At 43.6% G+C, this 14163-nt stretch carries 16 protein-coding genes; 14 read left to right on the top strand and 2 right to left on the bottom strand.

Features of this window, described 5'->3' with window-relative positions:
- Positions 1-37 precede the first annotated feature (37 nt).
- Both NSQ99_RS14730 and NSQ99_RS14725 read right to left on the bottom strand, forming a co-directional pair.
- Positions 38-427, bottom strand: a complete 390-nt coding sequence (locus NSQ99_RS14730; protein ID WP_251666047.1) for a cytochrome C oxidase subunit II — start codon at positions 425-427, stop codon at positions 38-40.
- A gap of 168 nt (positions 428-595) precedes the next feature.
- Complete coding sequence (locus tag NSQ99_RS14725; RefSeq protein ID WP_251666046.1) at positions 596-952, bottom strand: phage holin family protein; 357 nt, start codon at positions 950-952, stop codon at positions 596-598.
- A gap of 202 nt (positions 953-1154) precedes the next feature.
- Between NSQ99_RS14725 and NSQ99_RS14720 the strand changes: the two genes are divergently transcribed.
- The 14 genes from NSQ99_RS14720 to NSQ99_RS14655 all read left to right on the top strand — a co-directional run bounded on the left by NSQ99_RS14720 (position 1155) and on the right by NSQ99_RS14655 (position 14155).
- Positions 1155-3515 carry an endonuclease MutS2 gene (locus NSQ99_RS14720; RefSeq protein ID WP_340837460.1) on the top strand — a complete coding sequence of 787 codons (2361 nt, stop codon included), beginning with the start codon at positions 1155-1157 and terminating at the stop codon, positions 3513-3515.
- A gap of 24 nt (positions 3516-3539) precedes the next feature.
- Positions 3540-3962, top strand: a complete 423-nt coding sequence (locus NSQ99_RS14715) for a DUF350 domain-containing protein (protein WP_251666044.1) — start codon at positions 3540-3542, stop codon at positions 3960-3962.
- A 155-nt stretch (positions 3963-4117) separates the two neighbouring features.
- Positions 4118-4618: a hypothetical protein gene (locus NSQ99_RS14710; protein ID WP_340837457.1), complete on the top strand. Its 501-nt coding sequence runs from the start codon at positions 4118-4120 to the stop codon at positions 4616-4618.
- Positions 4619-4713: 95 nt separating this feature from the next.
- Positions 4714-5991 (top strand): MFS transporter, encoded by a 1278-nt coding sequence (locus tag NSQ99_RS14705; RefSeq protein WP_251666042.1) that lies wholly within the window; start codon positions 4714-4716, stop codon positions 5989-5991.
- A 1-nt stretch (position 5992) separates the two neighbouring features.
- Positions 5993-6910, top strand: a complete 918-nt coding sequence (gene cysK / locus NSQ99_RS14700; RefSeq protein WP_340837455.1) for a cysteine synthase A — start codon at positions 5993-5995, stop codon at positions 6908-6910.
- A gap of 614 nt (positions 6911-7524) precedes the next feature.
- Positions 7525-7737, top strand: a complete 213-nt coding sequence (locus NSQ99_RS14695) for a hypothetical protein (RefSeq protein WP_251666040.1) — start codon at positions 7525-7527, stop codon at positions 7735-7737.
- 21 nt (positions 7738-7758) lie between these two features.
- Positions 7759-8118, top strand: a complete 360-nt coding sequence (locus NSQ99_RS14690; RefSeq protein WP_251666039.1) for a spore coat protein — start codon at positions 7759-7761, stop codon at positions 8116-8118.
- Positions 8119-8272: 154 nt separating this feature from the next.
- Positions 8273-8773, top strand: a complete 501-nt coding sequence (locus NSQ99_RS14685) for an Lrp/AsnC family transcriptional regulator (RefSeq protein WP_285855567.1) — start codon at positions 8273-8275, stop codon at positions 8771-8773.
- 15 nt (positions 8774-8788) lie between these two features.
- Entirely contained in the window at positions 8789-10006 is a 1218-nt protein-coding gene (locus NSQ99_RS14680) for an aminotransferase class I/II-fold pyridoxal phosphate-dependent enzyme (protein WP_285855625.1), read from the top strand.
- Positions 10007-10081: 75 nt separating this feature from the next.
- The gene (locus tag NSQ99_RS14675; RefSeq protein ID WP_340837452.1) at positions 10082-10663 is read left to right on the top strand and encodes a cob(I)yrinic acid a,c-diamide adenosyltransferase; all 582 of its coding nucleotides are present in this window, start codon (positions 10082-10084) and stop codon (positions 10661-10663) included.
- Positions 10653-11690 (top strand): RluA family pseudouridine synthase, encoded by a 1038-nt coding sequence (locus NSQ99_RS14670; protein WP_340837451.1) that lies wholly within the window; start codon positions 10653-10655, stop codon positions 11688-11690. The genes NSQ99_RS14675 and NSQ99_RS14670 overlap by 11 nt, the downstream gene beginning before the upstream one ends.
- On the top strand, positions 11687-12049 hold the full coding sequence (locus NSQ99_RS14665) for a Spx/MgsR family RNA polymerase-binding regulatory protein (protein WP_340837449.1): 363 nt from the start codon (positions 11687-11689) through the stop codon (positions 12047-12049). Before NSQ99_RS14670 ends, NSQ99_RS14665 begins: the two co-directional genes overlap by 4 nt.
- Before the next feature lies 1 nt (position 12050).
- The gene (locus NSQ99_RS14660; protein ID WP_340837446.1) at positions 12051-13247 is read left to right on the top strand and encodes an aminotransferase class I/II-fold pyridoxal phosphate-dependent enzyme; all 1197 of its coding nucleotides are present in this window, start codon (positions 12051-12053) and stop codon (positions 13245-13247) included.
- A gap of 11 nt (positions 13248-13258) precedes the next feature.
- Positions 13259-14155, top strand: coding sequence for a 5'-3' exonuclease (locus NSQ99_RS14655; RefSeq protein ID WP_340838799.1), 897 nt, complete (start codon positions 13259-13261; stop codon positions 14153-14155).
- Positions 14156-14163 lie beyond the last annotated feature (8 nt).

Raw genomic sequence — 14163 nt, 5'->3', positions numbered from 1 at the left:
TAAAAAAACGCTCCTGTCTACGGACAGGAGCGTTCTATTATGCTACTACGACTAGCTTTGATACCATCGTGCGATGGCCTTGACCACAAGGAATTGAACAACGGATATTGTAAGTACCAGGCTCAGTAATCGTAATCTGAGTTGGTTTATTGTTTACAATATTATTGTATTCTGTGTCGAAAATCTCGATGCCGTGTACACCGTCAATGGAATTAACAGTTAGCTCTACCGTTTCACCAGCGCGAATGGCATAATATTCTTTGTCAAATTCCCAGTTCGAAGCAACAATTTCTAATGTTCCAGATGCGATTTCATCTTCAGACACTTCAATTGGAGGCTCGACCTTTGAATTTCCATTATTGGAGCCGCACGCAATTAGAATACTCATCATCGCGACAGCAAGAGCAAGCAATAGCCATTTTCTCATAACTAAAATCCCCTTTTTCATTATAATCTTTACTATTGTACCCTATAATAATGGAATATGTAATCATTCCCAGAGGACAGCTCATGACAAAGTATTGACAAATTCTTTTATGTCGATTTAAACATAGCATGGTCCCCATCATCGATGAAGGACCATGACCATGAACTTTTACTTTTTACGGTCCGCTGCTTCATACGGATTACCGATTGGAATGAATAGATCGACAATACCGATAACGAGTGCAGCTAAAATTGCACCAAGTATGGAAACTGATACACCGCCAATAATAAATTGAGCAATCCAAATCACAAGTGCACTTGCGAGGAAACCAACGATACCTCGGCCAAAAGGGGTAACTTTTTTTCCAAATACGCCTTCAATGATCCAGCCTAATGCAGCGATCACAAGAGAAAGCAGTAGTGCACTCCAGAAACCACCTACTGAAAACTGAGGCACAATCCAGCCAACCAGCATAAGCACAATCGCAGAAACTACAAATCGAACGACATGTCCAAGAAAACTCATTGTTACTACCTCCATGATTTCTTTGTAGTTGTTGTACGAAAAATCTATAATTAGTGTAGCCAATAGCTAAAATTATATGTATCGCGTAGTACAAGAAATCAAACTTTAAGCTATAATAATAAAGCGAGAGAATGCTTCTGGTGTACTTTTCATGTGCGAGAAGCGATATCTAGTCAAATGAAAAGTGTAAGGAGTGTTATCGTTGGATTCAAAAATATTGACAACACTTGAGTATTCCAAAATCATCGCGAAGCTAAAGGAGCATGCGGCAACATCACTTGGTAAAAGCAGAGTAGAGGCACTCGCACCTGCAACTGATCTTGAGCAAGTAAAAGCATTGCTGCAGCTTACAGATGAAGCGTATGCGGCGGATCGCTTAAAGGGTGCTGCACCATTCGGTGGCATTTTTAATATATCATCTGCACTTCATCGTGCACGAATTCATGCATCACTAAACCCTACTGAGCTTATTGAGGTAGCATCAACCTCAAGAGCATCAAGACGTGTAAAACGCTTTATTGCACAGGTGCATGAGGAACACCCGATTCCATCTTTATTAGCTTATGCTGATCAGCTAAGCGAGCATCGAGAGCTTGAAGAGGAAATTACAGCCTGTATTGACGATCAAGGGGAAGTCATGGATAGTGCGAGCACAGAGCTTGCGAATATTCGCAGAGAAATTCGTAATGGTGAAGCACGTATTCGAGAGAAGTTAGAGTCGATGATTCGTTCCTCTTCGGTTCAGAAGATGCTGCAGGAGTCGATTATTACATTGCGTAATGATCGCTTCGTTATACCAGTTAAGGCTGAATATCGTTCGAGCTTTGGTGGTATTGTTCACGATCAATCAAGCTCGGGAGCAACCATGTTCATTGAGCCTGAAGTTATCGTTTCAATGAATAATCGTTTACGTGAGCTTAGACTTCAAGAAATAAAAGAAATTGAAAAAATCCTTCAGCGTTTAACGGCACTTGTAAGTGATTGTGTTGAGGACTTTCTATATGATCAAGAGCTCATCGGGCACATTGATTTTACGTTTGCCAAAGCACGACTTGCACATGCGCAAAAGGCAATTATGCCTAGAATGAATGATCGTGGCTACATAAAGCTGAAGCGTGGCAGACATCCACTTCTCGACCCGAAGAAGGTCGTACCGCTAGATTTGGAGCTGGGCAATCAATATGATTCGATTATTGTTACGGGGCCTAATACTGGTGGTAAAACCGTATCACTAAAAACTGTAGGCTTGTTAAGCTTGATGGCAATGTCAGGTTTATTTGTTCCTACAGATGAGGGTAGTCAGCTATGCGTATTTGATGCGATATATGCTGATATTGGAGATGAACAGAGTATAGAGCAAAGCTTAAGTACCTTCTCTAGCCATATGACCAACATTATACGTATTCTAGAAAGGATGACCTCGAAAAGCTTAGTGCTGCTTGATGAGCTTGGTGCTGGTACCGACCCATCAGAGGGTTCTGCTCTCGCTATTGCTATTCTAGAGCATATCCTTGCTAAAGAATGCCGAGTGATTGCAACGACTCACTATTCTGAGCTAAAGGCTTATGCCTTTAACCGAAAGGGAGTCATTAATGCAAGTATGGAATTTGATATCGCAACGCTGAGCCCGACATACCGTTTACTGGTAGGCGTGCCTGGCCGAAGCAACGCATTTGCTATAGCAGAGCGTTTAGGCCTATCGACCGCTATTATTGATCGTGCAAAGGGTGAAGTAAGCGACGAGGATATGAAGGTCGAAAGCATGATCGCTTCACTTGAGAAGCAGCGTCTATCTGCAGAGTCTGATAGGGAAACTGCACAAAAATTGCGACAAGAAATGGAGCAGCAACGTATTAAGCATGAACAGGAGCTTAAACGATTCGAGGAGCAGAAGGAAAAGCTGCTTGCAAAGGCACAAGCTGATGCAGACATTGCTGTGAACAAAGCGCGTAAGGAAGCAGAGCAAATTATCGCTGATTTGCGCAAGCTTGCTATGGATGAAGCAGCCTCCATTAAAGAGCACAAGCTGATTGAAGCAAGACGTAGGCTGGATGAGGCGCAGCCAGAGTTAAAAGCTAAGCCAAAGCCGCCACGCGATGGAAAGAAACAAAAAATAAGTGAAGGCGACGAGGTTAAGGTTTATAGCTTGAATTCCAAAGGTCATGTTGTTGAGCTGCATGGGGATGAGGCAACGGTGCAGCTAGGCATTATGAAGATGAAGGTGAAGCTTGATGATATGGAGCTTATCCATGCCAAATCCCAACAACCTGTACAGCAGCAAAAGCAAGCGGCTAGCTTAAAGCGGACGAAGGAAGACGCTGTAAAAATGGAGCTCGATCTAAGAGGAGAATCGTTGGAAGAAGCGATTATTGAAGTTGATCGTTTCCTTGATGAATCGTATCTTGCAGGGATGGGACAGGTATACATTATTCATGGGAAAGGCACAGGCATCCTACGTGCCGGGATACAAGAATATTTACGACGTCACAGCTTAGTAAAAGCGTATCGCAATGGCAATTATGGTGAAGGCGGTAACGGGGTAACAGTTGCTGAGCTAAAATAGTTGACAAGAAGCGAGGGGAAGAAAATGGATCCGGAAATCGACTGGTTACTGGAAAATGAGTACTTAACGTCAATCGTCTATGTATCGGTTGCCGTGCTATCGTTGATTGTCTTTCTATCACTTTTTGAGCTTGTTACAAAATATCGATGCTGGAATGAAATAAAGAAAGGAAATGTTGCAGTAGCAATGGCCACAGGCGGTAAAATATTTGGCATATGCAATATTTTTCGGTTTTCGATTTCAATTAACAGCTCGATATATGAACAGCTGCTATGGGGAGCTTATGGTTTTGTCATATTAATTATTGCGTATTTTCTTTTTGAGTTCATGACGCCAGTGCTAAAAATTGATACAGAGCTGATGAATGATAACCGGGCTGTTGGTTTTATTGCTATGGTGATCTCAATTTCTCTTTCGTATGTTATTGGCGCAACGATATTAATATAGGGTAAGGAAGGTGCTATTGTGAAGTACTTGCCAAAAGTGCTAACGGTCATTTCTATCCTGTTTTTCTTACTGGGATTAATTTATATAGCTAACATGTAGCTATCCTGTAAGGTTGTTATTTGAAACTAGAAAAAGTAGCTGAAGGAGTAAAGTTAATGGAAATGCAAACAGTTTGTCCATGGTGTGAGTCTAATATTATTTGGGATGAGGAAATTGGACCTGAAAAATATTGTCCGCACTGTGATAATGAGATAAGTGGCTATCGTACGCTTGAAATTGATGCGATGGTAGACGAGGATGAAGACCAAGGTCGTTCTCTTGCTGATGATGATTGGGACGATGAAGAGGAGCAAGGAAGCATTCTACGTTCGAAGCGAGAAATCGCTGCAAATAGCTCAATTCAAGCTATGCTTGATGAGCAGTTTGAAATGCCTGAATGCACGAATTGCCGTGAATATATGCTCGAAGTTGGTGAGCAGACATTAGGTGAAAAGGAAGGCTTTCATGCAAAAAAAGCAATGACAAGCGACTTGCCAATCGTACGTAATGATATGAAGATAATCTGGTATGTATGTCCATCCTGCTACAGAACAGATAGCTATATCAGTATAGAGGATCGTAAACAAATGCTGGATTCTCTTTCCTCTGATGAGTGATGAGAAAATAATGGAATCGTGAACGAAAGGGTATGAGCGCTCGGCGAGAGGGGTAACTTATTGTGAGCAAATACAATAAGTTAGGAGCGATTGAGATGGCAAAGATACTTGATCGACAGGCTCTACTCTTGCTCGCAATTTATGTTACATTCGGGTTTGCTAATGCCCTTTCTGGTACATTTATACCTGTATACTTATGGAGAGCAAGTGGCTCATACTTAACCGTAGCATTGTTTGCACTCGCTCAATACGGTGTGGGAGGCTTAACCTTCTACTTGTGCGGCAAATGGATTAAAGAAGGAAATAAGCTGAATTGCCTGCGAGCTGGCTGTCTGCTCTCAGGCGTTTTTTATTGCTTAGTCTTATGGCTTAAGGAATCAGCAAGTGAGCTGCCATTTGTACTCGGCTTAATCAGTGGTGCGGGCTTAGGCTGTTATTGGGTCGCATACAATCTTATTTATTTTGAAATTACTGAGCCAGATACTAGAGACCGCTTTAATGGTTCTCAGGGGCTGCTTGGCGCAGGTTCAGGTATCATTGCACCTTGGCTCTCAGGTTTGCTGATAAGCTTGCTTGTAGGGCAACGAGGCTACACTTTAATTTTTACGGCATCGTTGCTTATATTTGCTTGCTGTGGTTTACTGAGCTTCTTTATAAAAAAGCGACCGCAGGTGGGTACCTATGATTGGAAATATCCGCTTAAGCTGTGGAAAGAACGAACGGAAGAAAGCAGGCAATGGCGTTATGTTTTTGCTAGCATAACGGCTCAAGGGGTACGTGAAGGCGTGTTCTTCTTCTTAATAAACTTAGTCGTCTTTATTGCCACGAATGATGAAGCGAAGGTTGGGACATATACGTTGATCTCATCTGTCACCTCTCTCGTTAGCTTTTGGGCGGCAGGGAGATTTCTGAAGCCAAGCTATCGCAAGCATGCTATGCTGATTGGTGTTATCTGTTTAACGCTTGTTATTATCCCTTTCTTTTGGCGAATCGACTATCGTGCGCTTATTATGTACGGGATTGGCACTGCTCTGCTATACCCGCTATATATTCTTCCGATTACGTCAAAAGTGTTTGATATGATAGGTGCTTCAAAGGAATCGGTAGAGCGTCGTGAAGAGTTGATTATTTTTAGAGAAATTGCACTTACCTCGGGAAGAGTTCTCGGACTTATCCCTTTCTTTATTTATATATTTTGGATTAATACAGAAGCGGGATTGGTTTGGGTATTGCTGCTCGTTGGCTGCTCGCCGATATTTTGTTGGGTATTTATGAGACCGTTGTTCCACATCAAGCATAACCGTTATAACGGAGAGGATGCGGCGAGTAAAACAAAAGCAGTTCTAAAGCCAAAGCCGCAATCGGAGGTGTAAAGTGGTTAAAGTTGCAAATAGTATCGTTGAGCTTGTTGGAAATACACCGGGGGTTATTTTGCAAAAAATCGTACCAAAGAACTGTGCTGAAGTTATCGTGAAGCTTGAATATATGAATCCGAGCGGAAGTGTTAAGGATCGCGCTGCTTATAATTTAATTGCTGAAGCTGAACGTCAAGGCAAGCTGAAGCCAGGAGCTACAATTATTGAGCCAACTAGCGGCAATACTGGTATTGGCTTAGCGATGAATGCAGCAGCCAAAGGCTATCGGATTATACTCGTGATGCCGGATAATATGACGAAGGAAAGAATTGCATTGCTAAAGGCATATGGCGCTGAGGTTGTACTAACTGATTCCTCTAAACGGATGCCAGGTGCGATTGCGAAGGCAGAAGAGCTTCATGCAGCGATTGAACATTCATTTATTCCTAATCAGTTTGAAAACGAGGCAAACCCTGATATCCACCGTAAAACAACTTCACTGGAAATTTTGGAGCAGTGTGAGGGCCGACTTGACGGATTTGTAGCTTCCTCAGGTACTGGGGGAACGATAACGGGAACTAGCGAGGTGCTTAAGCAGCATCTACCTAACCTGCACGTAGCCGTTGTTGAGCCTAAAGGCTCCCCTGTGCTTTCAGGAGGTCAGCCTGGCTCACACAAGCTTGTTGGTACAAGTCCGGGCTTTATTCCAGCAATTTTAAATACAGAGATTTACGATGAAATTATGCAGGTGTCAGATGAGGACGCATTACATACGATGCGCGAGCTAGCAATGAAGGAAGGCTTGCTGCTTGGTCCTTCATCTGGCGCAACCGTGTGGGCAGCGATTCAGCTAGGTAAACGTCTTGGTGAAGGGAAGCGTGTGCTTTGTGTGGCGCCTGATACTGGAGAGCGATACCTTAGCATGAACATTTTTTAGTAGTAGTGGAAGTTCAAAAAGTCCAGGCTTGATGACGATGTGTTTCGTAGAAGTGTAATCGACGTCGAATATGAACCGCTACCGAAAACTTTGGTGCTCACGTACAAAAACCTTACGCTGCGCTCCGCGTTTTCTAGTAACGGCTCGTCTTCTTGGTCCTGAAGCCCGAACTTTTTGAACACATATTGAAGGGGTGTTCAAAAAGTCCACCTTTGATCACGAAGCGTTACTGGATGTTGATTCGACATCGAATCTTGAATTCAGCCGAGCTTTCCGATGCTCACGTACCAAAAGCGTACGCTGCGCTTCTCAAGCTCTAGCTTCTTTCAATCTTCTCGGTGCTGAAAGGCGAACTTTTTGAACCTTTATTTAAGTGGTTGTTCAAAAAGTCCAGGCTTGATGACGATGTGTTTCGTAGGAGTGTAATCGACATCGAATATGAACCGCTACCGAAAACTTTGATGCTCACGTACCACAACCGTACGCTGCGCTCCGCTTTTTCTAATTTCAGTTAATCATCTTGGTTATGCCTAAGTTTTGTTTGCATAGTCAGACTGCCCTCCGTGCATTCTAAAGAGGTAGTATCATGTACAACATGTAAGGAGGGGCTTTCGATGCAGGCAATGACTAACAAAGAGCTTGAATACGCGATTGATTCAATGTCGAATGAGGATATGCTGATGAAATCCTGTGCAGCAGCTGCAGCGGTTTCCACTAATCCAGAGGTTAAACGTTGTTTTGAGCAAATGACAATGATGCATCAGACGAATTACAACACGCTATTACAAGCACTGCAGCAGCATCAATCTGTTGCTCCAATGAATTAATACGATTCGGAGGTACTCATCATGGCCAATAACCAATTGCAACTTACTGAAGATGATTTAGCTGGAGTAGTGTTATCCGACTTGAAGCGTGTCGTTCGAGAATACGCGACTGCTGCAACGGAATCGACATGTGAACAAACGCGTCAAATGTTTACGAACTTACTAAACAGCACATTATCTATGCAAGGGCAGCTGTTTACAGTAATGAAAAACAACAATATGTACGAAGCTGCCAGTGTGGCGCCAAAGAAAGAGCTTGATAAGCAAATTCAATCCTACCAGCAAATGGCGCAAAAAACTCAGACTTGGCTGCAGCAAGGTGGTTTTCAAGCAGGTATGGGCGGACAAGCTCCGCAAACAAACGCTCAATCCTTTCATTAATGAGCTATAATCTGTTAGATTCTGCTCATTAAGTCACCTGAAAGCTAAAAAAGACCCATTCGGGTCTTTTTTAGCTTTGCAGGATTAACGTATTCGGTGTAAAATAACGTACATAGCGTTTGCTATACCACAATTGGTGGGAAGGGGTTTGAATATGACAGGTATTTCTGATTTTCAATTAAAAGTGCTAGCGCTTCTACAGGAAGACGCCAGAATGAAACCAGAATTAATTGCGACGATGCTTGATGTCGCCGTTGAAGAGGTAAAGGAAGCAATCGCCGCCTTAGAGCAAAATAACGTTATCGTAAAATATGCCACGATCGTCAATTGGAGTAAGATGCATGATGAAAAGGTTACGGCCTTAATAGAGGTGCAGATCACACCTGAACGAGGTCGTGGCTTTGATAGAATTGCCGAACAAATCTATTTATACCCTGAAGTACAATCACTGTATTTAATGTCAGGGGCTTATGATCTTCAAGTTGAGATTGAAGGCAAGAGCTTAAAGGAAGTCGCTTCTTTTGTTTCCAACAAGCTCTCAACGATTGAAGCTGTTCTTTCAACGAAAACCTACTTTATTCTAAAAAAATACAAACAGGATGGCATTATCTTCGAGGAGCATGAAAGTGATCATCGGATGATGGTATCCCCATAAGAAGGGTGAAGCGTGATGGTAAACGAAGCATCGCAACAATCATCCGTACCTGTGCAAAAACGACAAATGGCTGACTATCTTAATCCAGAGGTTCGTAACATAAAACCTTCAGGGATCAGACGGTTTTTCGATCTTGTTAGCACACGCAAGGATGTTATTACGCTAGGTGTCGGTGAGCCTGACTTTGTAACACCTTGGCATGTTCGTGAAGCGGCTGTAATGTCCTTAGAACGAGGCAAAACACAGTATACATCCAATGCAGGTATGCCAGAGCTTAGAGATGCGATTTGCAATTATTTAGATAATAGCTTTCAAGTACAATATGATGCTGATAAAGAAGTTATCGTAACGATCGGCGGCAGCGAGGCTATAGATCTTGCGCTGAGATCGTTAATTACACCGGGCGATGAGATATTAATTCCAGAGCCTTGTTATATATCCTATTCACCAATTACTACATTAAGCGGTGGTGTGTCCGTAGGAATTGAAACCTATGCGAAGGATCAATTCAAGCTTACGGCTGAATCGCTGAAAAAAGCGATTACTCCGCGTTCAAAAATTTTAATATTATGCTACCCAAGCAACCCGACAGGTGGCATTATGACATATGAGGATTGGCTGCCAATAGCTAAGCTGGTAGAAGAGAATGATCTAATCGTCATTAGTGATGAGATCTATGCAGAGCTCACCTATGGTACAAAGCATGTAAGCTTTGCTTCATTGCCAGGAATGAAGGATCGTACAGTGTTAGTTAGTGGCTTCGCTAAGGCATTTGCAATGACAGGCTGGAGACTCGGTTATGCTTGTGGTCATCCAGATATTATTGCTGCTATGCTCAAAATTCATCAGTATACGGTTATGTGTGCGCCAACAATGGCACAGTATGCTGCACTAGAAGCATTGACGAATGGTCTTGAGGAAAAGGATCGCATGATCGAGTCCTATAATCAGCGACGCCGTATCGTTGTTCAAGGCTTCCGCGAGATTGGACTAGAATGCCACGAGCCTCAAGGAGCATTTTATGCGTTTCCATCTATCCAATCAACTGGCCTAACGAGCGAGGAGTTCGCTCAGCGTCTTCTTGAAGAAGCGAATGTTGCTGCAGTGCCTGGCGATGTATTCGGGCTTGGAGGCGAAGGCCACCTAAGATGCTCCTATGCAACAAGCGTAGCGAATTTATCTGAGGCGATCGAACGAATGGGGCAATTTGTATACAAGCTAAAGAATTCATAGCTTTAATTAGCTGCAACAGGCTCGACATCAGTGTCGAGCCTGTTGCTATAACGACATCTATTAAGGAGGTTTAATATGAAGCTATATACACGTGGCGGCGATAAAGGATTAACTAGCTTAATCGGAGGTAGAGTGCTCAAAACGAATGCAAAGGTTGAGGCTTATGGTACGATTGATGAGCTGAACAGCTTTGTAGGCTTAGCGGCTGCTAAAGCGGATTCTATGAATGAGACAGCACGAATTGCAGAGCAGCTTGCACATATTATGCATGAGCTGTTTGACGCCGGATCTGATTTAGCATATGCACAGGCTGGTCATCCTTTTAAGCTGACAGAGGAATCCATCGCACGACTTGAGGAATGGATCGATGAACATACAACAGCTAGTCCAGAGCTAACAAAATTTATATTGCCAGGGGGCTCTGAGCTGTCTGCCGTGCTGCATATTTGTCGTACCGTATGTCGCCGTGCTGAGAGAGAAACGGTGGCGCTTGCACAGCAGCAGGAAGATATGAACGAAGCGGTGCTTGCCTATTTGAATCGATTATCTGACTACTTTTTTGCAGCTGCTAGACGAGCGAACGCTTTGCTGCAAATAGAAGATGTACAATATATTAGAAGTGCTGACGTATTCAAAGGAAAGAAGCATGACAATTAAATGGACTGGTCGAGTTGAAAAGCATACAGATACAACTGGTGAAAAACAGGATTATGGCATAGAAGAAAACATCGAGTTATTAGAAGATTATTATGAGCCGTTAACGGTCATTGCTACAAGTGATGACGATGGGAAGACCGTTCGTGAGGTGCTGGAAAAAGCCTTCGGTGTGTCCAGCAAGCTGCTTGCTGCTGCAAGAACGACAGATTATGGCTTGACCATCAATGAAGAGAGAGTCTATATCTCTGCACCTGTACGAACTGGAGAAGCGGTTAGACTTAGGCAGCTAAGAGAGCAGTCGGAGGATATATTGCCACAGTCGATGCCGATCTCTATTGTGTATGAGGATAATGAGCTGCTTGTCGTTAATAAGCCTGCTGGCATGATTGTCCATCCAACGCATGGCCACTATACGAATACGCTAGCCAACGGAGTCGTTGCTTATTGGAATGAGAAAAATGAAAGATTTCGATTTCGCCCCATTCATCGCTTGGATGAGGAGACATCAGGACTCGTCGTTATAGCGAAAAATGCTTATATTCATCACCAGCTGTCAGAGCAGATGCAGCAAGGGAAAGTGGATAAATATTACATGGCACTCGTTTATGGTGTACCAAAACCACTACAAACCATGATTGATGCTCCAATCGATCGTGATCCGCTGAACCCTCATTTGCGCGTCGTTACACCAGATGGATACCCATCTCAGACTCTCTATACGGTCCAGCAATCGTTTATGTGGAAGGACGATGAAGAGGTGAGCTTAGTTAAGCTCAAGCTTATAACAGGGCGTACGCATCAAATCCGCGTCCACATGCAGAGCATAGGTCATCCACTAATTGGTGATAAGCTATATGGAAATCGCAGAATAGCGGAGCTGGAATCGAGCATTTCAAGACATGCCTTGCATGCTCAGAGTATTAGATTCATTCACCCGACAACTAAACAAATCATGGAGTGCCATGCACCGATTCCAGAGGATTTTCAAAATATATTGAACAAGATGCAGGAAGGAACTCAAAAATGAAACAGCTAACGATCTATGAATATCCTAAATGCGGAACATGCCGCAGTGCAGTAAAAACATTAAAGGGACTTGGACGAGAGCTTGATCAAAGACATATTGTCGAAGCTCCACCTACGGTAGAACAATTGAAGGAGCTGCTAGCAATAAGCGGCGTTGAACTGAAAAAGTTCTTTAATACATCTGGTGATGTATATCGTTCAATGGGACTAAAGGACAAGCTAGCTTCCTTGTCAGAAGAGGAGCAGCTGGAGCTGCTTGCATCGAACGGAATGCTAATTAAGCGTCCGATTGTAACCGATGGAGAGAAGGTTACAATTGGTTATAAGGAAGAGCTGTACAAGGAAGTATGGGGGGAATAATGTGGTTCAGCTATTATCGCAATTAGGCTCTTCAATATTTTCAGAGGTAGCTGCATGGAAGCGTCAAGCCGTAGCTGACGGCATAGATGTTATTGATCTAGGTATTGGCAGCCCTGATCAAGCGCCTTCGGTAAAGGTGAGACAAACGTTGTCACAGCTCGTGCTGCAAGAGGACATGTATGCTTATCCTGCATTGAAAAGTGGGCTGCCATTTCGTAGCAAAGCAGCAGAATGGATGAGCCACCGATTCGGTGTAACGGTCGATCCAGCTACGGAAATATGCACACTAGCAGGTTCACAGGATGGACTAGCTCATCTCGCAATGGCTATAGCCGAGCGAGGTACAATTGCTATTGTGCCAGATCCAGGTTACCCGATCTATAATGCAGCACTCGCTCTTGCAGGAGTTGAGCCGTATTTTATACCGCTAGTAGAGGAGCATCGTTATTTGCCGCAGTTGGAATCTATTCCTGAGAATATATGGCAGCGTGCGTCGTTTATGCTGCTAAATTACCCCAACAATCCGATAACAGCTGTTGCAGACCTTGCCTTCTATGAACAGCTCATCGCCTTCGCCAAGCAGAAAAACATACTCATCGTTCATGATCTTGCTTATTCGGAGATGGGGTATGATGGCGTTATGCCGCCAAGTATTTTGCAGGTTGAAGGTGCCAAGGATATTGCCGTCGAGTTCCATTCATTGTCGAAGAGCTTCAATATGGCTGGCTGCCGTATCGGATTTTTAGTTGGTCAACAAGCAGCGGTAGCGGCGTTAACAGAGCTTAAGGCAAACATCGACTATGGCGTTTTTGATCCGATACAGGATGCGGGGATTGTTGCGCTAGATGAGGCGATGCACGATGAGCAGTTTGTACGAGCTGGCGATATCTATCAGCGTAGACGTGACACTTTCATAGAGCGGCTGCATCATGCTGGCTGGCTAGTTACGCCGCCACAGGCGACGATGTTCGTATGGGGAAGATTACCTGCATTAAGCAACGGGGATCGCCCAGGCGGTCGCTGGAGCTCTCGTATGTTCGCAAAGCGCTGTCTTGAGGAGACTGGAGTTGTCGTAATTCCAGGAGATGCCTTTGGCAGTCAAGGGGAAGGATATGTTAGAATTGCTTTAGTAGAAAGTGAGACTCGTCTCATAGAGGCGGCAGATCGCTTAGGGCAATTTATTCAAAAGTACGCTTGAAGGAGAGATGGATAGTGAGCAGCAAGCGTCGTTATTTATTAATAGACGGAATGGCTATATTATTTAGAGCTTATTTTGCTACATCGTTTACCGGGAAAATTAGAAGGACAAGCAGTGGCATCCCTGTAAATGGCGTGCACGGTTTTGTTCGTTATTTTGCGGATGCGATTCAAACGTATCAGCCCACGCATGTCATATGCTGCTGGGATATGGGATCGACAACGTTTCGTACAGAGCAATTCGGTGATTACAAAGGAAACAGACCAGCTGCACCAGAGGATCTAATTCCGCAGTTTGATCTCGTAAAGGAAGTCGTTAGCAGCTTTGATGTGCCGAATATCGGACTTGTAGGCTACGAGGCAGACGACTGTATGGGAACATTGGCTTCTCGCCTTGGCAAAGAGCACGAGGTTGTCATCGTAACGGGAGATCATGATATGCTTCAGCTCATTGAAGAGCAGGTGCATGTTGCCATTATGAAAAAAGGTATCGGAAACTATCAGCTTTATACACTGCAAACATTATTCGAAGAAAAAGGACTTACGCCAGCACAGGTGATAGATGTTAAGGGGTTAATGGGAGATACAGCTGATAATTATCCAGGTGTAAAAGGCATCGGTGAAAAAACAGCCTACAAGCTTATACAGCAATTTGCTTCAATTGAAGGTCTGCTTGATAACCTTGATCAAATCTCACCGACCGTGCGCAAGAAGATCGAAACTGATCTGGATATGCTGCATCTGTCTCGTAAACTAGCAACGATCCATTGTGAGGCACCGCTAGATGAGCTTAACGATGAACATTGTCGCTGGTGCTTTGACAGAGACCAAGTGCATCAAAAGTTTGAAGAGCTGGAATTTGGTAGTTTGGTTAAAGTAATAGAGAAGCTTGAGCTTGTAAATATATAAAGCTATCA

The organism is Paenibacillus sp. FSL W7-1287 (assembly GCF_038004245.1).
Lineage (GTDB): Bacteria > Bacillota > Bacilli > Paenibacillales > Paenibacillaceae > Pristimantibacillus > Pristimantibacillus camelliae.
This window is presented reverse-complemented; position numbering and strand designations above follow the sequence as displayed.